The organism is Pseudomonas sp. H9 (genome assembly GCF_004353925.1).
Taxonomy (GTDB): domain Bacteria; phylum Pseudomonadota; class Gammaproteobacteria; order Pseudomonadales; family Pseudomonadaceae; genus Aquipseudomonas.
Genome location: NZ_SMOK01000011.1, coordinates 73,371 through 94,373, shown reverse-complemented (window position 1 = coordinate 94,373; position 21,003 = coordinate 73,371). Strand labels below are relative to the sequence as shown.

At 60.9% G+C, this 21,003-nt stretch carries 14 protein-coding genes; 10 read left to right on the top strand and 4 right to left on the bottom strand.

Going from position 1 to position 21,003, the window contains the following annotated elements; genetic code table 11:
- The first annotated feature begins 151 nt into the window (after positions 1 to 151).
- A complete protein-coding gene (locus E1573_RS08510; protein ID WP_133212554.1) occupies positions 152 to 397 on the top strand; it encodes a hypothetical protein in 246 nt (81 codons plus the stop codon).
- Between the two features lie 40 nt (positions 398 to 437).
- Here the strand turns inward: E1573_RS08510 and E1573_RS08505 are convergent, their stop codons facing one another.
- Positions 438 to 2,204 carry a hypothetical protein gene (locus tag E1573_RS08505; protein WP_218568369.1) on the bottom strand — a complete coding sequence of 589 codons (1,767 nt, stop codon included), beginning with the start codon at positions 2,202 to 2,204 and terminating at the stop codon, positions 438 to 440.
- Positions 2,205 to 2,417: 213 nt separating this feature from the next.
- On the opposite strand from E1573_RS08505, the gene E1573_RS08500 reads away from it, so the two are divergent.
- The 3 genes from E1573_RS08500 to E1573_RS08490 all read left to right on the top strand — a co-directional run bounded on the left by E1573_RS08500 (position 2,418) and on the right by E1573_RS08490 (position 6,137).
- The gene (locus E1573_RS08500) at positions 2,418 to 3,323 is read left to right on the top strand and encodes a LysR family transcriptional regulator (RefSeq protein ID WP_133212552.1); all 906 of its coding nucleotides are present in this window, start codon (positions 2,418 to 2,420) and stop codon (positions 3,321 to 3,323) included.
- A gap of 213 nt (positions 3,324 to 3,536) precedes the next feature.
- Positions 3,537 to 4,724 carry a lipid-transfer protein gene (locus tag E1573_RS08495; protein WP_133212550.1) on the top strand — a complete coding sequence of 396 codons (1,188 nt, stop codon included), beginning with the start codon at positions 3,537 to 3,539 and terminating at the stop codon, positions 4,722 to 4,724.
- Positions 4,725 to 4,997: 273 nt separating this feature from the next.
- Positions 4,998 to 6,137, top strand: a complete 1,140-nt coding sequence (locus E1573_RS08490) for an acyl-CoA dehydrogenase family protein (protein WP_133212548.1) — start codon at positions 4,998 to 5,000, stop codon at positions 6,135 to 6,137.
- Between the two features lie 84 nt (positions 6,138 to 6,221).
- Here E1573_RS08490 and E1573_RS08485 read toward each other — a convergent pair whose 3' ends face one another.
- Positions 6,222 to 7,643, bottom strand: coding sequence for an aldehyde dehydrogenase family protein (locus E1573_RS08485; protein WP_133212546.1), 1,422 nt, complete (start codon positions 7,641 to 7,643; stop codon positions 6,222 to 6,224).
- Positions 7,644 to 7,763: 120 nt separating this feature from the next.
- Positions 7,764 to 9,479 carry a GMC family oxidoreductase gene (locus tag E1573_RS08480; RefSeq protein ID WP_133212544.1) on the bottom strand — a complete coding sequence of 572 codons (1,716 nt, stop codon included), beginning with the start codon at positions 9,477 to 9,479 and terminating at the stop codon, positions 7,764 to 7,766.
- Between the two features lie 463 nt (positions 9,480 to 9,942).
- On the opposite strand from E1573_RS08480, the gene E1573_RS08475 reads away from it, so the two are divergent.
- From E1573_RS08475 to E1573_RS26970, 6 genes are all read left to right on the top strand, one after another.
- Entirely contained in the window at positions 9,943 to 11,778 is a 1,836-nt protein-coding gene (locus tag E1573_RS08475) for a DUF1302 domain-containing protein (RefSeq protein ID WP_133212542.1), read from the top strand.
- Positions 11,779 to 11,792: 14 nt separating this feature from the next.
- Entirely contained in the window at positions 11,793 to 13,124 is a 1,332-nt protein-coding gene (locus E1573_RS08470; RefSeq protein ID WP_256659501.1) for a DUF1329 domain-containing protein, read from the top strand.
- Between the two features lie 169 nt (positions 13,125 to 13,293).
- Positions 13,294 to 14,862: a long-chain-fatty-acid--CoA ligase gene (locus E1573_RS08465; protein ID WP_133212538.1), complete on the top strand. Its 1,569-nt coding sequence runs from the start codon at positions 13,294 to 13,296 to the stop codon at positions 14,860 to 14,862.
- 93 nt (positions 14,863 to 14,955) lie between these two features.
- Positions 14,956 to 16,140 (top strand): lipid-transfer protein, encoded by a 1,185-nt coding sequence (locus tag E1573_RS08460; protein WP_133212536.1) that lies wholly within the window; start codon positions 14,956 to 14,958, stop codon positions 16,138 to 16,140.
- A 265-nt stretch (positions 16,141 to 16,405) separates the two neighbouring features.
- Positions 16,406 to 17,071 (top strand): sulfatase-like hydrolase/transferase, encoded by a 666-nt coding sequence (locus E1573_RS26975; protein ID WP_256659500.1) that lies wholly within the window; start codon positions 16,406 to 16,408, stop codon positions 17,069 to 17,071.
- Entirely contained in the window at positions 16,972 to 17,907 is a 936-nt protein-coding gene (locus E1573_RS26970; RefSeq protein ID WP_256659499.1) for a sulfatase-like hydrolase/transferase, read from the top strand. The genes E1573_RS26975 and E1573_RS26970 overlap by 100 nt, the downstream gene beginning before the upstream one ends.
- Before the next feature lie 176 nt (positions 17,908 to 18,083).
- Here the strand turns inward: E1573_RS26970 and E1573_RS08450 are convergent, their stop codons facing one another.
- A complete protein-coding gene (locus E1573_RS08450) occupies positions 18,084 to 20,837 on the bottom strand; it encodes a LuxR C-terminal-related transcriptional regulator (RefSeq protein WP_218568368.1) in 2,754 nt (917 codons plus the stop codon).
- Positions 20,838 to 21,003: the final 166 nt, after the last annotated feature.

Sequence of the window (21,003 nt, the reverse complement as noted above, 5' to 3'; positions counted from 1 at the left end):
ATGCGCCTGTACGGCACGGAGAGCTTCGCCGCTGAAGCGCATACCGGCAGGCAACGCACATCAGTTCTTCTCCCCCACCTCTCATGGGTGGGGAGCCCGGCAAGGGCCGCCCGGTATGGTTGAGACGAAAACAACTGTATAGAGCAGCAAGATGCCAATGCCATTCACCGCAGAGCCCCGCCGGCCACGCTCGTTCACGCCATCGAGCTACGGCCCCTTGTTACCGCTGCCCCAGGGGCTGGCCCTTGTTGCGGTGTTCTTTTTGCTGGCTACGGGCGCCATCGATCAATTGACCACACCGGCTGCGCAGCAGGTGGCCCCTGCTCGCCTGTTGCCGTTGGCGCCTGCCCACATCACCGGGCAGCAACTGAGGTGCCAGGTGGGACTGGCGGGCTGACTTGTCAGCAGGCCCCGCCAGTGCCTCATTACTGGATCGATTAGCGGTTGGCAGCAGTGTTCAGCGCCGCGTCAGGCGCCTCTACCTTTTCCATTTTGTCGGTGTCCAGCCGGGCCAGGCCAAAGGCATTGCCGTGCATGATGCGCCCTTTGGTATCTACCTTTACCACCGCATAGAACCCGTTGTAGCTCGGATCGCTGCCTTTACGGATGGTCAGCACCGACTTACCGGTGTCCAGGTCCATACCGATGGTATAACGGTCGTTCCATTTATTGGCGAAGTAACCATCGATGATCGCCATGTGGCTGGGGCCGCTGATCAGTGGCACCACAGAGACCGACGAGACATCATCACGCGACCATTTCTGCTGCCAGGAATGGCTGTCTTGCTGCCACTGGAATGCAGCCGCCCCGCGCGGGCCGGGACGCGTAGCACCGTTGGTGAGGTTAGCGAAGGCCAATGAGTGGTCCAGTGGCGTGACCTGCTTGTTCGGGATGTTGTTCACCACGAAGGCGTAGTTGCCCGACGTGGCCACCCCCTGCTCTGACTGCACCGTCTCGATGCCCTCGCCCATGTCGACTACATGCTGGTCGGCGATGCGCGGCGACAGGGTACCCGGGCGCTGCTTCCAGCCCTGGGGAATCTGGTCACGCCAGAAAGCCACAAGGCGCATCTTTTTCGCGCCATCGGTGATGACGACCAATTTGTCATCATTCGCGCCGAAGCCCATCAGCGCGGGTGTGGAGCCAGTGCCATCGGCGATCTTCGGCGCCCCCATCATCACCCCGCGGTCATACGGTGCCTTCCAGGCGCCACTGGCCTCGTCGCTGTGAATCTTGCCGTCCTTGTCCACCACCAAGCGGTACATGTTGCTGTTGGAGGCTACGTAGACAGCACCGTTATTGGCTTCTGGGCCAGTGGCGAAGCTGTTCAGGAACAGTTCCTGGTCACCGGCAACGGAGAAGGTGTCAATGATCTCCAGAGTGTCGCGGTTCAGCGTGATCACCTTGCCGCCCAGGGTATTGGCGACCACATAGCCGTTGTACGACATGCCCATGCCAAAGATCATGTCGCCTTTGAAACGGGTTCCCCGCGCCACCTTCTCATTGTCGAACAACGACTCCGGGAAGATGACCGTGTGCATCTGGGTCATCGTCGATTTTGGGTCTTGCGGGTCCTTCTGGGCGATGCGGAAGAAGCGTCGGCCACTGCCGCTGTAGAAGGTGTCGTCTCGTCCCAGCAAGGTATACAGCGCGCCAGCGGCGACCTGGTCTTCGGCCATGGAGATCAGCCGGTTCGGCTGGGCTTTGAGGTAGGTGAGCAACCCTTTCTCATCACCGGCATCGAGGAATTTCTGCACCGCCAATGCCTGTTCGCGCCGCTGCTGTGGAGTGACTGTCTGGTAGTTCGGCAGTGTGACCGGTGCCTGGGTATGAGCGACTTCGACCAACTTGCCCTGCTCATCAACCAGCTTGCGCAAGCCGAAGCCGGACCACCACCAATAGACGTCTTTGCCACCGACCTTGTCCATTACCAGTGGGCCGCTGAACGACTCATTAGGGATGACCTCGGCGCTTTGCGGGGTCAATGCATAGTGGCCCCGTTGCACCGCGAAATCGACGCTGTTGGTGGCGCCATCATTGAGGTGGCTCTGGTTATTGTATGACTGGGCCAGGTAAGGGTTCAGCGCCGGGCTGTCAGCGCTTGCCCCCTGTGCGGCAAGCGCCAGTGCCAACGCCAGCAAGGTACGACGGTCAGTGACGCTACGGCTCAGATGCACAGCGTTTTTCGGACGGAGCGTATTCATTGTTGTTATCGGTTTCATTTCCGGCTTTCCAATTTCCGAACGGTGATTGAACGATGCAAACGCTCAGCAACAAGTACCCAGCGATGCATGCAGACGGCACTTCGCCCCTGGGCGTAGCCACACGGCGGATAGCATCCGTGGAAAAAATCTTCGACTTGTCCGGTAAATGAGTCCAATGCATTATGAAGTCAAAACCAATAACAAAGTGTAATCATGGACCTGCGAAAACTACGGCACATGTTGGTGCTATCCGAAGAACTTAACTTCGTCCGGGCAGCAGCCCGATTGCACCTGACACAACCGGCCCTGAGCCGCAGCATTGTTGCGCTGGAACACGAGCTGAACTGCCAGCTTTTCGACCGTACGCCACAGGGCGTGCGGGTTACACCGGTAGGCCAGCAAGTGGTCGTCAGAGCTCGCCAACTGCTGCTCGACGCCCGCAGCCTGCAGCAGGAAGTGGACATGCTGCTGCGACGCGAAGTGGGCAACGTCAAACTCGGTGCAGGCCCCCTGCCACTGGCCACCCTGCTACCACCGTTGTTGGCCGAGATGATGCGCGAGCAGCCGCGCGTGCGCGTTGAGGTCGAGAGCCAAAGCGCACCGATCCTGCTAGAGATGCTGCTGGACGGCAGCATCGAGTTCTTTGTCGCCGACGTCAGCGCGCTGCCCGTCGATCGACGCATCAGCATCCAGCGCCTTACCCGCCAAAGTGCACGCGCCTATTGCCGAGCAGGCCATCCGCTGCTTGGCACAATGCCCCTTAGCCCCTCTGAGCTGATCCATTACCAATTGATTTCCGGTCGGCGCTCGCCCAGTGCCGAAGCGGCGCTGGCGCGATTCTTCGAACTGCCCGACGACCAGCCCTTCGCTACCCACCTGGTTAGCGATTCGGTCTCGGTGCTGATCCGTGTGGCGCTCGACAGTGACGCCATTTTGCTCGCCACCCCCGCAGCCGTGCACGGCGAACTGCAGCGCGGCACCTTGCAGGAGCTGGCGATTTCGCCAGCACTCGATCGCCAGGCCGACATCGCCATTGTCCACCTCGCTGGCTGGACGCTCTCACCCGCCGCTCAATGGATGATCGAACGCCTGTTGAGCAACGCCACGCCAACGCACTGATCTGGCGGGCATTTGCCCCGGCCATGCCGTCCGCTAGCGGTCATCCCTGACGCCCATGGCCCTCCCCACTGTTGGTAGGTCTGCGCCTCCCACAATTTGCAAGCATTGAATTGAAGCCATGCGGACGATGCTGCGATGGCGTACTGCGGTATTCGATCTGCGCTGGTATCGGCAGTTGAACCCGACTGAATCATCTGCAAACGAGGAGTACACATGAGCATAAAGGTAGTGGTTGCCGGCGTCGGCATGATCCAGTTCACCAAACCAGGCGCCAGCCCGAGCTACGTCGAAATGGGTGCTGAGGCGGTGCGTCTGGCTCTCAAGGACGCCGATATCGAATACGACAAAGTGCAAATGGCGTTCGCTGGCTACGCAATCGGCGACACCACCTGCGGCCAGGCCGCACTCTATCGGGTGGGGCGCACCGCGATCCCAGTGTTCAACGTCAACAACGCCTGTGCCAGTGGCTCCAGTGCCCTGTACCTGGCGCGCGCCGCAGTGGAAAGCGGGCAGGTCGAGTGTGCCCTGGCCGTCGGATTCGAGCAGATGTATGCCGGCCCTACTCGTTCAGCCTTCCCGGATCGCCCGTTCCCCCGCGCTGATGTCCAGCCGATCCAGGACGCGCTATGCGCCGACGCCGGTGATATTCCGCGCAACCTGATCACCTTTGGCGGCGCCGGCCGTGAACACATGCAAAAGTACGGCACCAGGATGGAAACCTTTGCCGCCATCCGCGCCAAAGCCAGCCGCCACGCTGCAAACAACCCACTGGCGCTGTTCAAGAAAGTTGTCAGTACTGAAGACGTCATGAACGACACGCTGATGTGGCCGGGTGTGATGACCCGCCTGATGGCCTGCCCGCCGACCTGCGGCGCGGCGGCGGCGATCATCTGCACCGAAGCCTTCGCCAAACGCCACGGGCTGCGCAGCGATGTGGCGATCCTCGCCCAGGCAATGACCACCGACCCGGTGGAATCGTTCGAGCCCAAGTCCATGATCAGCCTGGTCGGCTTCCACATGGCCAAGGCGGCTGCCGAACGTGTCTACGAGAAAGCCGGTATCGGCCCGGATGATATCCGCGTGGTGGAACTGCACGACTGCTTCGCCCACAACGAACTGCTGACCTATGAGTCGCTCGGGCTGTGCCCGGTCGGCGCTGGTGAGCGCTTTGTGCTCGACGGCGACAACACCTACGGCGGCCGTGTAGTCACCAACCCATCCGGCGGATTGCTGTGCAAAGGGCACCCACTGGGCGCTACAGGCCTTGCCCAGTGCTACGAGCTGACCCAGCAGTTGCGTGGCCTTGCCGACAAACGCCAGGTCGAAGGCGTACAGGTTGCCCTGCAGCACAACCTCGGCCTGGGCGGCGCCTGCGTCGTCACCCTGTACGGCAGAAACTGAGCGGCCCCGCTGGCCCCTTGCGCCTTTACTTTTACGTGCATACCGGTTCAGACGCCGCAGCCTGCGGCGAGCTTATCTCGGTAGGAGCGGGCTTGCCCCGCGAAGCGGTGTGACTGACAGATCGCTATCGCGGGGCAAGCCCGCTCCCACAGCAAGCCCCCCCACCCTGGGTAGGACTTCCGTGCGCCTCGCGTTGCACGATGCCTCAGTCCACTGGCACACACCACCATTGCGTGGCACGCGCCCTCTCTGCCACACGTATTGGAGCTTCCTATGCAAGTCAAACGAACGATCTTTCGCGAAGATCACGAAATACTACGTGTTACTGCCCGCCGCTTCTTCGAGCGCGAATGCTTGCCACGTCAGGCTGAATGGGACAAGGCCGGTAAGGTTGACCGTGAGACCTGGCTGAAGGCCGGCCGCGAAGGCCTGTTGTGCACCATGATTGCAGAAGAGTATGGCGGTGGCGGTGGCGACTTCGGCCATGCTGCGGTGCTCACCGAAGAGGTGCACCGCGCCGGTGTCTCCGGCGTTGGTTTCGGCCTGCATTCCGACATCATCGCCATGTACATCAACCGCTTGGGCACCGAAGAGCAGAAGCACCTCTGGCTGCCGAGCATTTGCAAGGGTGAAACCATCCTTGCCATTGCCATGAGCGAACCCGGTGGTGGCTCCGACCTCAAGTCTCTGCGTACCACGGCGGTGCGTGACGGCAATGAATACGTCATCAACGGCAGTAAGACCTTTATCAGCAATGCCATGAACTGCGACATGGTCGTGCTGGCGTGCAAGACCGACCCGTCTGCGGGTGCCAAGGGCGTTAGCCTGATCGTGGTTGAAGCAGATCGTCTCGGCTTCAGTCGTGGCCGCAAGCTGGAGAAAGTCGGCCAACCCGCCTCTGATACCGGCGAGCTGTTCTTCGACAACGTCCGCGTGCCGGTGAGCAACCTGCTCGGCGAAGAAGGCAAGGGCTTCATCTACATGATGGAAGAACTGCCGACCGAGCGCCTCTACATCGCCTTGTACGCCGCTGTACAACTTGAGCGCCTGCTTGAACTGACCCTTGCATACGTCAAGGACCGCAAGGCCTTCGGTCAGACGATCTGGGACTTCCAGAACACCAAGTTCAAGCTCGCCGATGCCAAGGCCGCCTCGGTCGCCGTGCGTACCATGGTCGATTACTACATCAGCGAACGGATGCAGCGCAGGCTGACGGTCGAAGAAGCCGCCATTGCCAAACTCTACGCCACCGAAACCCTGTGGAAACACCTGGATGACATGGTCCAGCTGCACGGCGGCTACGGCTATATGCTCGAATACCCGGTTGCCCGTGCCTTCGTTGACCTGCGGGTGTCCCGCGTGGTCGGTGGCGCGAACGAAGTTCAGCGCGACCTGATCGCCCGCAAGTTGTAATCCAGCCGCCTTGATGTAACACACGCCGCTCCCTGCTCTAGGGAAGCGGCGTGCTTCTTCTTTATCCGCGTATTTCGCCCGACGTCAGAGAGCGATGGACTTGTACTCCAGGTACTCGTGCAGGCCATAGACGCCCAGTTCACGGCCATTGCCCGACTGTTTGTAGCCGCCGAACGGAGCACGTGGATCGCTCATGGCACCGTTGATGCGCACCACGCCTGCGCGCAGGCGCCCAGCCACACGGCGTGCGCGCTCCGGGTTGCCTGACCAGACATACGCCGCCAGGCCGTACGGCGAGTCATTCGCCATGGCGATGGCCTCTTCCTCGGTGTCATAGGGAATCATGGTCAGCACCGGCCCGAAGATCTCCTCACGGGCGACGACGGCGTCGTTGGTGACGTTGGCGAACACCGTCGGGCGCACGAAATAGCCCTGTTCGACACCTTCCGGCAGACCACTGCCACCGACGACCACCTCCGCGCCGTGCTCGATGCCGATACCAATCATCTTCTGCACTTTCTCAAATTGTGGGCGATTAGCCATCGGACCGACTTTGTACCGGGCATCGCTCGGATCGCCCGCAGGCATTGCTGCGACTACGGTTGCGGCAATCGCTTTGGCCTGGTCTTGCAGCGCGCGCGGTACCAGCATGCGGCTCGGCGCCACGCAGGTCTGCCCGGAGTTGACCATGACGTTGATCACGCCGTCCTTGACCGCTGCAGCCAGGTCAGCGTCATCCAGAATCAGCATCGGCGACTTACCGCCCAGTTCCAGCAGTACGCGCTTGACCGTTTTCGCCGCAGCGCTCGACACTTCGACGCCAGCGCGGGTCGAACCGGTCAACGAGATCACATCGACGTCGGGGTGGCTTGCCAACGCAGCCCCCACCACCGGCCCGGCCCCGAACACCATGTTGAACACGCCTTGCGGAACGCCGGCTTCATGCATGATTTCGGCGAAAACCTTCGCGTCCAGCGGTGCGAACTCAGACGGTTTGAGTACCACGGTGCAACCGGAGGCCAGCGCGAAGGCGACCTTGGCAGCCAGGGTGAAGATCGGCCAGTTCCAGGGCGTAATCAGCGCTGCCACGCCCATGGGTTCGCTGACCACCTCGGTGTTGCCAAGGCGCTTGCTGAATTCAATGTCCTGCAGCGCGGTCATCGCACTTTGCAGGGCGAGCAGCCCCAATGGCGCCTGGCGCTCGGTGGCCAGCCACTGGGGAGCGCCGATCTCTTCATGAATGGCCTGGGCTATGTCGCCCAGGCGCGTCTGGTAAACCTCTATTACCCGGCCAAGCAGCGCCAGGCGCTCTTCGCGGTGGGTTGCCGACCAGGCCGGAAACGCTGCGCGTGCAGCCGCCACGGCGCGCTCCACGTCGGCCTCAGTGCCCATTGCCAATGTACCGATCACCGCTTCGGTCGCGGGGTTGACGATATCGATGGCCTCGGCGCCGGATGCCGGAACAACCCATTGGCCGTCAATGTAGAACTGGTTCAGTTGATGCACTTGAATGTCTCCAGGGGCAGATAGATCGCGGAGCGTGTAGCGTCCTCAACATTGCGCTATCAGTTCCCACCCCATAACGGGTAGTGGGTCGGGCGCACGCCAACAGGTCCGGTGCGCGTATCAGGATGGGGTGTGCTCGCTCGGCGTTCGCACCACTGCTTGCGTAGCGTTGGGCACGCCAGCAGCAGTATCCGAGAGGATCAAGTCTGCAGCCTTCTCGGCAATCATGATGGTCGGGGCATTGGTATTGCCGCCTACCAGCCTGGGCATGATCGAGGCGTCCACGATTCGCAGCCCCTCGACACCACGCACACGCAGTTGTGGATCGACTACCGAGTCTTCGTCACAACCCATGCGGCAGGTACCGACTGGGTGGAAAACCGCGTCGGTGTAGCTGCGGATCACCTTACGGATACCTTCGTCATCGGCCTCGCTGTCATCAAATTTCAGGTGATCGAAATGCAGGAACGAGCCACCAAACCGCGCCAGCGCTTGTTGGTCAAGAATCTTTTTGACCAGTTTCACGCCCTTGAGCATGACTTCCATGTCACGCGGATCGGCAAGCAGGCGCAGATCGATGAGCGGTGCGTCACGCATGTCGGCCGAGGCCAGACGGACTTCGCCGCGACTGTGCGGCCGCAGCACGCAGACATGGATGGCATAGCCGTGTTTCAAACGACGTGTACGGCGATCTTCCTCAGTGGCGGAAGCCATCAGAAAATGCAATTGCACGTCCGGGTCGGCCAGATTCGGGTCGGTCTTGAGGAACGCACCGGCTTCGGTGAACGCACGGGTAAACATGCCACTGCGCTCACGTTTGTAGCGGCGTGCCTCCCACAGGTAGCGCAGCACGCCGCGCAGTGAAAGGCCGACCAGATCCGTACTGAATGGCCGCCTGTGCAGCATGATATCGGCGTGCTCCTGCAGGTTACGCCCGACCTGCGGCGCGTCGTGGATCAGGGCGATACCTTTCTCGGCCAGGTGAGCAGCCGGACCGATACCGGAGACCATCAACAGTTGCGGTGAGGCAAATGCACCGGCACTGAGGATGACCTCGCGGCGCGCACGCACGATACATTCCCGCCCCTCTTTGACCACCAGAACGCCAACCGCCCGTTTACCTTCGAAGAGAATGCGCAGCACCTGGGTATCGGTCAGCACACTGAGGTTGCGGCGGCCACCGCCAAGCCCCTGCTCCTGGGCCTGGCCACGATGCAGGTAAGCGCGTGCCGCCCCCCAACGCTCGCCATTGCGCTGGGTGACCTGGTAGTACCCGGCGCCTTCTTGCCGGGCCCCATTGAAATCCGGGTTGTAAGGGTGGCCCGCGGCCGAAGCAGCCTCGACGAAGTAGCGGGCAAAGGAACATGGCGAACGTGGGTCGGTCACGTGCAGCGGGCCACTGCCGCCATGCAACGGGTCATCATCACGCCCGGCCACCCGTTCGTTGTTCTCTGCGCGACGAAAGTACGGCAGCACGTCTTCCCAGCTCCAGCCGCTGCAACCCTGCGCGGCCCAACCGTTGTAGTCCGAAGGGGTACCACGGATATACACCATGCCGTTGATCGAAGAGCTGCCGCCCAGACCACGCCCGCGCGGAATGGAATTGGTGCGCCCGGCAAGCGCCACTTGCGGCTGCCCTTCGAAGGCGTAGTTGTACTTACCGGAGCCAGTCACTAACAGAGCACAGCCGATCGGTACGTTCACCAGTGACGTCAGGTTGCTTCCACCACTCTCAAGCAGCGCAACACTGTGCGGGCCACCGTCAGCCAGGCGACCGGCCAGGGCACAGCCGGCCGAGCCGCCACCGATGACAATGAAGTCGTAGTTGTTTTGCATTCGATCCTCCGATTTTTCCTTGTTAGTACGTCGCAGGCATCACCCGCCGAGCGCACGCCTGTCGCGAACACCCCAACGGCCCCGCCCCGGCGCACGTTCGAGCCCCGAAGCAGAGGTGGCGCATGCAGCCATGCCTGACTGAACAAACGCCCATGTGCAGGAGGCTAGCGGTGCTCAGTGCAGCAAACCCTACTCATCATGGGGAGGTGAATGACGCTCGTCGGTGCGTTCATCACGCCCCCCTATTGTTGGGGGTCAGCCCCCCTTCCTGAGCGCGCATAACTTCGCTGCACGGTCAATGCGACCGACGCGAGGCGAGACGCCGACGACATTTGCTGAACCAACGGGAAGGAAAACCTGCACCAGGGAGTTGATCGACCGAGGTGACCGCGAGCAGGTCATTCCGGCGCTCGCAGATATCGTCGATGTTCACCAGAACAAGAACAAAAGGTGACTTGAAAGCATGAAAGATTCCGCCGTTCTGAACACCACGACCCCACACTTCCTGCGCCCCAGCATGTTGGCCGTGGGCATAACCCTGGCCGCCAATGGCATACCGGCCCAGGCCGCTTCATTCCAGTTCGACGAAGACTGGAACCTGAACGTCAACACGACCTTGAGCCTGGGCACCAGCTGGTCACTGGAGGGTGCCGACAAGAAGCTAATGACCAAGTCCGACGCGGCCCGTATCGGTAAGGACGGGCGCGGCAGCAACCTCAATGGCGATGACGGCAAGCTCAACTTTGACAAGGGCGACACCATCTCCACCGTGTTCAAGGGCATTACCGACCTCGACCTGAACGATGGCAGCCAGGGAGCTTTCGTTCGATTCAAGTATTGGTACGACGACTATCTGGAGAACAACGAGGGTGATTGGGGCAAGGTCGGATTGTCTGGTCAGTTCAACGACGACGGCTGGCAAGACCTGGCCAAGTTCAAAGGCTTCGAAGCCCTCGACGCCTATGTGTGGAAAGACTTTGACATCGGTGGCCACCGCCTCAACGCCAAACTTGGCAAACAGGTGATCAGCTGGGGTGAAGCACTGTTCCTGCAGAACGGTGTGAATGCCATCAACCCGTTGGACGTGTCCGCCTTCAACCGCCCCGGTGTTGAGCTCAAGGAAGGCCAGTTGCCAGTGGAAATGCTCAGTATGAACTTCGACGTTACCGACGCCATGAGCATCGAAGGTTTCTGGCAATACAACTTCCGCCCTTCAGTATTCGACGGTTGCGGCACCTTCTTCAGCGCCGCCGACAGCCTCCAGGAAGGCTGTCAGTTCGACAAGATCCTCAGTGGCGGCAGCACCGAGTCGGCCTTGAACGCCGGAACCTTCATTCCGCGTGCTTCTACCGATTGGGCCAGGGATACCGGCCAGTACGGCCTGGCCCTGCACTATGTGTTCGAAGAGCTGAATAACACCGACCTGGGCATTTACTACGCCAATTATCACAGCCGTAGCCCCGTTGGAAACGGCATTGCCACCACCGGCTCGGGCACCGCAGCCAGCCTGCTCAACAACGCGAGCTACTTCACCTCATACCCGGAAGACATCCGCATGTTCGGCGCCAGCCTGAGCACCGTGCTGGGGTCTACTGCGGTTTTCGGTGAACTGAGCTACCGGCCGAACCAGCCGGTGGGGCTGAACTCCAACGACCTGGTGGCCTATTTCGCGACCCGCGCTACCAACACGCCCATCGCCTCGGTCGCACCGGCACCGGGTAGCCGCGTCAATGGCTACGAGCGCCTGCCGGTCTGGCAGTTCAGCCTCGGCGCAACCGACACCGTGTCCAACGTCCTCGGTGCCCAGCGTTTCGCGTGGGCCACGGAGGCCGGCGCTAACTGGGTGGACGATATCGATGGTCAGCGTTTCGGTCGCGCTGGCGGCTTCGGCCGCACCGCCCCCACCAACGCAAGCACCTGCACGGCGGTGCCTGCGCCCGGCGCAACCGGCAGTGGTGGCCTGAGCCGCGACGAAATCATCGCCTTCAATGCCGACAACTGTAATACCAAGGGGCTGGTCAACCACTTCTCCTGGGGTTATCGCGCCCGCTTTTCTCTGGCCTACGAAGGCTTGCTGCCAGCCACCACCCTCACTCCGGCAATCACCTGGCGGCATGACGTCGAAGGTAATGGGCCGAACTTTCAGGAAGGCCAGCAAGCCGTCGGCCTCAGCCTGACCGTTGATTACCGCAACAACTATTCGTTGGAGCTGGCTTACAACGAATTCTTCGGCACCAACGAGTTCTCCACCATCGACGACCGCGATTTTGCCTCTGTCACCGTCAAAGCGAGCTTCTGATCATGACTGGAATAATGAAAAAACTGCCCCTCACCATCGCCCTCCTCGCAGCCTGCTCCCTGGTGCAGGCCAAGGACACCGACATCAGCAAACTGGGCACCACGCTTAACCCCATGGGCGGCGAGATGGCCGCGAACGCCGACGGCACTATCCCGGCCTGGACCGGTGGCATGAAACCGGGCGCCGCGCCTATCGAAGCGAACGGCAACTACGTTAACCCGTTTGCCAACGAGAAGCCGTTGTACACCATCACCAAGGACAACCTGGAACAGCACAAAGCATTTCTCAGCGCGGGGCAGCAAGCGATGTTCTCACGCTTCCCTGATTACAAGATGAATGTCTACCCAACTCACCGTACGGCGCGAATTCCGCAAAAGTACCTGGATCAGAGCCGCGAGAACGTCGCCAAGACCGAGCTTGCCGACGGCGGTAACGGGCTGCAGCACTTCACCTTTGGTATTCCCTTCCCGATGCCGACCGAGGCACTGGAAGTGGTGTGGAACCATATTGCCCGCTACCGTGGTGGCTCAGTGAAACGGCAGCTGTCGTCTGCCACCGTCCAGGAAAACGGCACCTACACCATCGTCGATTACGACAGTCTGGTGGCGTTCCGCGAGAACATTACCGATCTGGAGCCAAGCTCCAACGTGCTGTTCATGACCTACACACGCACCCTTAATCCCTCACGCTATTCCGGCGAGGTCACGCTGGTGCACGAACCGATCAACCAAGTCGCCCAGACGCGCGATGCCTGGCAGTACATTCCAGGCCAACGCCGCGTGCGCCGGGCACCGACGGTTTCCTATGACAGCAGCGCCCGCTATACCTTCGGACAGGTGGTGCAGGACAGCGTCGACGGTTTCAACGGTGCTCCAGACCGCTACAACTGGAAGTTGATTGGCAAGAAAGAAATGCTGGTGCCCTATAACGCCTACAAAATCATGGACAAGAACCTGGGCTATGACGATTTGCTCAAAGTGGGTCACTTAAACACTGACCTGCCCCGCTACGAGAAGCACCGTGTGTGGGTAATCGAGGCTGACCTCAAGCCCGGTATGCGTAACGTCTATGCCAAGCGCCGGTTCTATATCGATGAGGACTCCTGGTCGATTCTTGCCACTGACCTCTACGATAGCCGCGGCCTGCTGTGGCGTACCCAGGAGAATCACCTGGCCCAGTACCACGACATCGAGTTGCCCTTCTACGCGACCGACGTGACCTACGACCTGATTTCCGGTCGCTATGCCTCGGGCATGATCACCATCAAAGACCCGAAGTGGGACTGGGGAAAACCCATGTCCAAGGCTGAGTTCACGCCAGCGCAACTCAAACGTCTCGGCAAGTAAAGCCGCCCCTCCACTGGACTGAGCGCATGCAGCGAAGCGCTTTGGGTTCCGACCTGAAGCTGTTTCGCTGCGTCAGCGTCATCACCCTCTATGCCGCAGTTGATTCCAGGCACCCTCATCACGGGCATGCCTTGCCGACCAACGAACAACAAGAAGACAGGAGGCTTTCATGTACATCACCCAAGGATTGCACCGCCATCTGCAACGCCGTTCCAATGCCACTGCAATCAGGAGTGCGCAGCGGAACTTAACCTTTGCCCAGCTGGGGTCGCGAGTTGCCCGCCTGGCCGCAGGCCTGCGCAAACTTGGCGTGCAGAGCGGCGATCGCGTTGCCATGCTGTCGCTCAACTCGCAGCAGTACATTGAGTACTACCTTGCCGTTCCCTGGGCCGACGCCGTGCTCAACCCAGTCAATGTCCGCTGGAGCGCGGCGGAGATCATCTATTCACTGGACGACTCGCAAACCACGGTATTAATTGTCAGCGATACCTTCAAGGAACTGGGGGCCAGAATCGCCGCCGAGTCCAAGACCCTGCGCACATTGATCTATGTCGGCGACGACCAAGCACCGGCGGGCATGTATCACTACGAGACGCTGATCGAAGGCAGCGAACCGATAGAGGACGCCCGCCGTAGCGGCGACGCCCTGCTCGGGATCTTCTATACCGGCGGTACCACCGGTTTCCCGAAGGGGGTCATGCTGAGTCACAACAACCTCGCCTTTTGTGCATTGAGTATGTTGAGCACTGGCGTACTCGGCAACGACGCGACCTATTTGCATGTCATGCCGATGTTCCACCTGGCTGACTTCGCCACCATGGCCAGCCTGTTCTTCAGCGGTGGCTGCCATGCTGTGCTGCCCTCCTTCGCCCCGGCCCAGACGCTACGGTGCATCGCCAATGAGCAGGTCACCGATATCAACCTGGCGCCGACCATGATCCAGATGCTGCTCGATGCCCGCGACAGCGACCCGGAACTCGCCCGGCTCGACCTCGGCTCGATACGCAACGTCATCTACGGCGCCTCACCGATCACCCCGACGCAGCTCGACCGCGCCTACCAGGCCTTCCCTTGCGCCAGCTTCACCCAGGCCTACGGCATGACCGAGCTGGCGCCCTTGGCCAGCACACTCACGAGCGATTACCACTGCGCCGAGCACCAGGCCAGCGGCAAGATGTATTCGGCCGGGTTGCCACAGATCTGCGTCGAGGTGCGCATCGTCGATGGCAACGACATCGAAGTGCCACGCGGCACTACTGGCGAGATCGTGGTCAAGGGACCGAACGTCATGCTCGGCTACTGGAACAAACCGCAAGCCACCGCCGAAGCCCTGCGCAACGGCTGGATGCACACCGGCGACGGCGGCTACATGGATGAAGACGGCTTCATCTACGTCTGCGACCGCATCAAGGACATGATCGTCAGCGGTGGCGAGAACGTGTACTCGGCCGAGGTCGAGGGCGCCATCGCCAGCCATTTCGCCGTGGCTCAGTGCGCGGTGATCGGCATCCCCTGCGATAAGTGGGGTGAGCGCGTCCACGCCGTGATCATTCTCAAGCCCGACGCCTGCGCATCTGCCGAGGAGATCGTCGCTTACTGCCGCGAACGCATTGCCGGCTACAAGCTGCCGCGCAGTGTCGAGTTCCGTGATGCGCTGCCGCTGTCGAGCATGGGCAAAGTCGTCAAGACAGCCTTGCGTGAGCCGTTCTGGCGAGACCACAAGCGCGGCATAGCCTGAGCACAACTTTCCGTGCGGCACCCGTTGCGGTTTGCCGGGTGTTGCCTTTTACCTGCTCCGTGCGGAGCAGAATCACACGTCCTGGAGTAACAGATGACTCAAAAAACCTATGTTGCCGGTGTCGGCATGATCCAGTTCAGCAAACCGGGGGCGAGCCCAAGCTACATCGACATGGGCGCCGAAGCCACCCGTATGGCGCTCAAGGACGCCGACCTGGACTACAACCTGGTCCAGCAGGCCTATGTTGGCTATGTCTACGGCGACTCCACCTGCGGTCAATCGGCGCTGTACGAAGTCGGTCTGTCGGGTATCCCGGTGGTCAACGTCAACAACAACTGCTCTACCGGCTCCAGCGCCTTGTTCCTGGCGCGTCAGGCGGTTGAAAGCGGCATGGTCGAGTGCGCCCTGGCCCTGGGTTTTGAGCAGATGCAGGCGGGTGCGTTGAAGGCGCACTGGGATGACCGTCCGATGACTCAGCCCAAAGCCTGGTCGGTGGCAGACGCCCTGGTCGGCGATGTCGAGGTGCCGCCGGCACTGAAGAAGTTCGGAGGCGCTGGCCGCGAGCACATGCAAAAGTACGGCACGCGTATGGAAACCTTCGCCGCTATTCGTGCCAAGGCCAGCCGCCACGCCGCCAACAACCCGTTGGCCTTGTTCAAGAACATTGTCACCACCGAAGACGTGATGAACGACAAGGTCATGTGGCCAGGCGTTATGACCCGCCTGATGGCCTGCCCGCCGACCTGCGGCGCTGCTGCTGCAATCGTCTGCTCAGAAGCCTTCGCGCGTAAGCACGGCCTGCGCACAGACGTGGTGATCCTCGCTCAGTCGATGACCACCGACCGTCCGGTGGCGTTCGAGCCGCCATCGATGATCGAGCTGGTCGGTTTCGATATGTCCCGACGCGCTGCCCGCGAAGTCTACGAAAAGGCGGGGATCGACCCGCGCGAGATCCGCGTTGCCGAACTGCACGACTGCTTTGCCCATAACGAATTGCTGACCTATGAAGCGCTGGGCTTCTGTGGCATCGGCGAGGCGGAGCGCTTTGTACTTGATGGTGACAATACCTACGGCGGCCAAGTGGTCACCAATCCATCCGGTGGCCTGCTGTCTAAAGGCCACCCGCTGGGCGCTACCGGCCTGGCTCAGTGCTATGAGCTGACTCACCAGCTGCGCGGCACTGCCAATGCCCGCCAGGTCGACGGCCTGCACCATGCCCTGCAGCACAATATCGGGCTGGGCGGTGCCTGCGTCGTCACCCTGTACGGTCGCGGCTGATCGTTCAAGGGAGCTCGTGGGTTCCCACGGGCGCTTCGGCGTGGGAACCCTTGAGGATGCCCCTTTTGGGGCCTCCCCCCCTACTGTGGGTAGGGGATAGATCAACGTCTTTGGCCACCTTAAGGGGGGAACGACAGTCGAGCAAATGCCTTGCCAGCAAGCGTCTTGCGATTGTCTCAACGCCTGCCCAAGACCAATACAACAAGAGGGTTCACGTACAATGAGACGTACAGGGAAATGGCTATCAGCAGCGGCTGGTGCGGCCATGCTGCTCGCGGGCGGCACCGCCAGTGCCGCCGAAAAGCCAAACATCCTGGTGATCTTCGGTGACGATATTGGCTACTTCAATATCAGCGCCTACAACCAGGGCATGATGGGTTACGAAACCCCCAACATCGACCGTATCGCCAAAGAAGGCGCACTGTTCACCCACGCCTATGGCGAACAGTCCTGCACCGCCGGGCGCTCCGCCTTTGCCCTCGGCCAGCACCCGTTCCGTACCGGCCTGCTGACGGTCGGCCTGCCAGGCTCCGAGCATGGCATTCCCGATTGGGCGCCAACCATCGGTGACGTGATGAAGCAGCAGGGTTATGCCACCGGCCAGTTTGGCAAGAACCATCTGGGCGACCGCGACAAGCACCTGCCGACCAAGCACGGCTTCGACGAGTTTTTCGGCAACCTCTATCACATGAACGCCGAAGAAGAGCCTGAAACCTACCACTATCCGAAGGATCCGGAATTCAGGAAAAAGTATGGACCGCGTGGGGTCATCCACTCCTACGCCGACGGCCGCATCGAAGACACCGGCCGGAAACCATCGATGACGAACTGGTGCAGGCCACCGAGAACTTCATCGACAAGGCGCACAAGGCCGATAAGCCCTTCTTTGTCTGGTTCAACAGCACACGCATGCACGTCTGGACCCACCTGAAGAAGGAAACCGAAGGCAGGACCGGCATTGGCCTGTATGCCGACGGCATGGCCGAGCACGACGACCACATCGGTGCCTTGCTCAAGAAGCTCGATGACCTCGGTATCGCCGACAACACCATCATCGTCTACACCACCGATAATGGCGCGCAGAAATTCAGTTGGCCCGATGGCGGTACCTCGCCGTTCCACGGCCAGAAAGGCACCTCCAACGAGGGTGGGCACCGTGTGCCGCTGCTGGTCAAATGGCCAGGCGTGCTCAAGCCGGGCAGCCACTACAACAACCTGATCGCCCACAACGACTGGATGCCGACGCTGGCCGCCGCCACTGGCAATCCGGACCTGGTGGCGCAACTGGCCAAAGGGGGTGAATTGAACGGCAAGCAATGGCGCGTGCACCTGGATGGCTACAACTTCCTGCCATTCTTCAAGGGCGAGGTCAAAGACAGCCCGCGCGAGGAGTACTTGTACTTCAGTATGAGTGGCGACCTCGATGCGATCCGCTGGAAAGACTGGCGCCTGGCCTTCGCGACCATGGAAGGTGACTTCAGCAGCGCCGCACGCAAGGTCAGTAATGTGCCGGAAGTCACCAACCTGAAGTCCGACCCCTTCCAGACCGTGCGCCAGGAATCACCGGCGTCTCGCCGCTGGTCGACTGATCAGGCGTGGCTGGTGGTGCCGATTCAGGCCAAGATCAAGAGCTTTCTCGCTACGCTGGGGGAGTACCCGTTCCAGGAAGGCATCAGCCTGAACGTCGCCGGTATCAACTACCAGAGCCTGGGATTGAAAAAGGCCCTTATGGACCTGAAGCAGAGCAAGGAAACTGCTGCTCAATGAGTATGGCAACGGCCGTGATCAAGGCATCGCTGCTGACGCGGTGCACCTGACAGCCGGTGCAAACACAGCCATGCCCCGAGTGGATCGGGGCATGGCTGACAGCATCGGCGTCCAGGTTGCGATAAAGCTGTTTGGTGGCAATCGGGCTGATGGATTGGGCGACAGGTGCAAAGCGACTATGCGGGGCCTTCGATGTTCATCTCACGCCACCAGGAAATCGCTTCATCGCGGCTGGCGACCCCAAGCTTCCCGAACACGTTCTTCAGATGCCACTTCACGGTTTCCGGCGACACATTCAGCACGCGGGCAATCTTCTTGTTGGTCATGGCCTGCGCCATCAGGCGCAGCACGTCGATTTCCCGTTCGCTGAGCGTCTCGACCTGGTGCGTTTCGCTCTTGCGCGCCACTGCTTGCGGAAGCTTCACCGCCACCGCCGCCAACAGCCGCTGTGCATAGAAGGCAAGTATCTGATCCAGCGATGGGTCTTGCAGCAACGCCCGCAGCATGTCTGGGACCTGAGGCGAGATGTCGAGCAAGCTGCGTATCAATTCGAGCCTGTGCCCTAGGCGCAGAGCTTCGAGGAACTGCTCTTGCGCTTTACCTTGATGACCGCGACCGCGCTCGGCGATTGCCAATTGCACACGCAGGGTCGCCACCCGCTGCCAACGCCGCTCCTGCTCCGACTCGGCGATCAACGGCCGCAACAGGTCAGCAGCTTTGTCGAACTCGCTGCGGTGCAGGTGCAGTACGATACGCGCTGTGCGCGCCAGCACACAGACCTTGCGCGGCGCGCCCCGCCTAACACCAGGGTACTTGTTAGCCAGGCTTTCGATCTCTGCCAGCGCCTCTTCGGCCTGCGCCCCGCGGTTCTTTTCCAGGTGCCATTGCAAACGCGTGCGCAACGCCCACGCCAGCAAACGGTCCATGCCATAGCGGCGAGCGTGTTCCTCCAGACGGTCCAGATTGGCCTGCGCCTCCAGATGGCGCCCCGTCAGCCAGTAGGTATTGCACAGCGCCAGTAGCGCTCGCAGCACTGCGCCCGGCAAGGCAATACGTTCCAGCATGTCGACCCAGGGATCAAGTAACTGCGGGACTTCGTTGTAATCGTTGCGTTCGTACAACGCGCTGGAGAGCAGCGCAGCAGCAGAGGTCGCCGCGACAATGGCGGAATTGTCCTCATGCTGCTCGACCTCAGCCTGAACGAAGCGGAAAATATGCTCCGCCTCACTGAAGCGCCCCTCCATGGTCAGCGTATGGGCATAGATGCAACGACCGACCAAAGTGCGCCGTGGCGAGGTACCAAGGCGGTCGCTGGACTCGATGAGCTGGCGCGCGAGCTGGTGCTCGGAGAGTGACATGTACAGGATAGAGAGCACGTTGGCCCGGCCTGTGAGGGTGAAATCGTCGGCATCGTCGGGAATATCCTGCAACTCCGGCATCAGGCAGAACGCGGCCTCGGTGTCATCCAGTTGCAGCGCCAGCAGCCCCTTGAGCAGGGTCAGGTCATAGCGTTGCTGAGAGGTCAGTCGCTCGCGGTTGTGCTGCAGGGAGGCAACGATGTTACCCGTCTCGGCGAAATCATGGGCGTACAGATGCAGGTGCGCCATCACCAGTTGCAGGCCGAAACGCTCGCGGATCTTGTCCAGCGGCAACTTGCGCATCAGGCTTGGCAACTGGCTGATGGTGCCTCGTGACAGCAGATAATTGGCGCAGGTCTCGACGATATCCGCGGCGGCTTCAACATTGCCGGCCCTCACGGCATGGCGCACCGCTTCGTCGATGTGCCCATGGGCGAAGAACCAGTCCCTGGCCACGGCATCCAGGTTTTGCTGCTCTTCCTGCGGCTGGGCCGCCAGGCGCGTGCGCAGCACTTCGCGCAGCAGCGGATGCAAACGGTACCAGGTTTCCCGGTCGTGGCTTTTCACTTGGGTGATGAACAGGTTGTTGCTGTCCAACCGGGTCAGTTGATTGATGACACGCGGGAGAGCCTGCGGTTTGTTCAGTAGCTTGGCACACAACGAGGCACAGAAACGGTTGCAGATCGAGGCACGCATCAGCAACTGCAGGTCATCAGGCTCCAGGCTTACCAACACTTCCTGCTCAAAGTACTGGGCGAAGGCACCGGCATCGCGGATCTGCATACGGTTGAAGGCTTTGCCCTTCTTCGACTTCATATCTACCGCAAACAACTGCAAGGCAACCACCCAGCCGTTGGTCAGCTCGTGCAGGACTTCGGCGTCCCGCTTGTCGATCTGCCCAAGCTGTTCGCGCAGGAAGCGCTCGGATTCTTCTGCACTGAAACGCAAATCCCGCAGGTCGAACTCTGCAACCTGCCCCTGCGCCTGCAAGCGCGCAAGCGGCACGGCCGCTGGCAGGGCAACCCGGGAGCTGAGCACCAGATGAAAACGCGCCGGGGCGTACTCCAGGAGCCAACGCAGCACCTGGAAAATCTGCGGATCGTCCAGATACTGCAGGTCGTCGAGCATCATGACCAGATCGCGCTGGCGCAGGGAGATGCCCTGGATCAAGGCGATCAGCCAATGTTCGAGCGCCAGCTCGTCGCGCTCCCGGCCGAGCAATAAGGTCGCTTCACGAATAATGGCGCCATCGATTTCGGCAAAGCTGGCCAGCAGGCAGTTGAAAAAGCGCACCGGATCATTGTCCTCCGCGCTCAGCGACAGCCAGGCCACATCGAAATTGAGCATCGTCAGCTCGCGGCGCCACGCCAACAGTGTACTGGTCTTGCCGCTTCCCGCCGGCCCCTGGAATACCACGCATCGATGTCGGCGCGCCTCCAGCAACCTAGATATCAGCGCATCGCGGGGCATCAACTGCCTTGCGCCGCGGGGTGGAACGACCTTGGTATCAGGAATGAGCTGCAACTCGCGGTTGGCAGGCAACTGCAACACGCCGGAAGATGATTTGTGCATGGGGACGCTTCCTGGACCATCAATTCTTATCGTTATTGCCAGTTTACCCCTTTGTCCCGGGGTTCCCTTTGTGCTTTTTGTTTTAGTGGTTTTTTCTCAAAAGGTCATCTGTCCTGCGGTTTTCACGGTTCGCGAGTACGGCGCAGGCCTGACCTTCGCCGGTGGT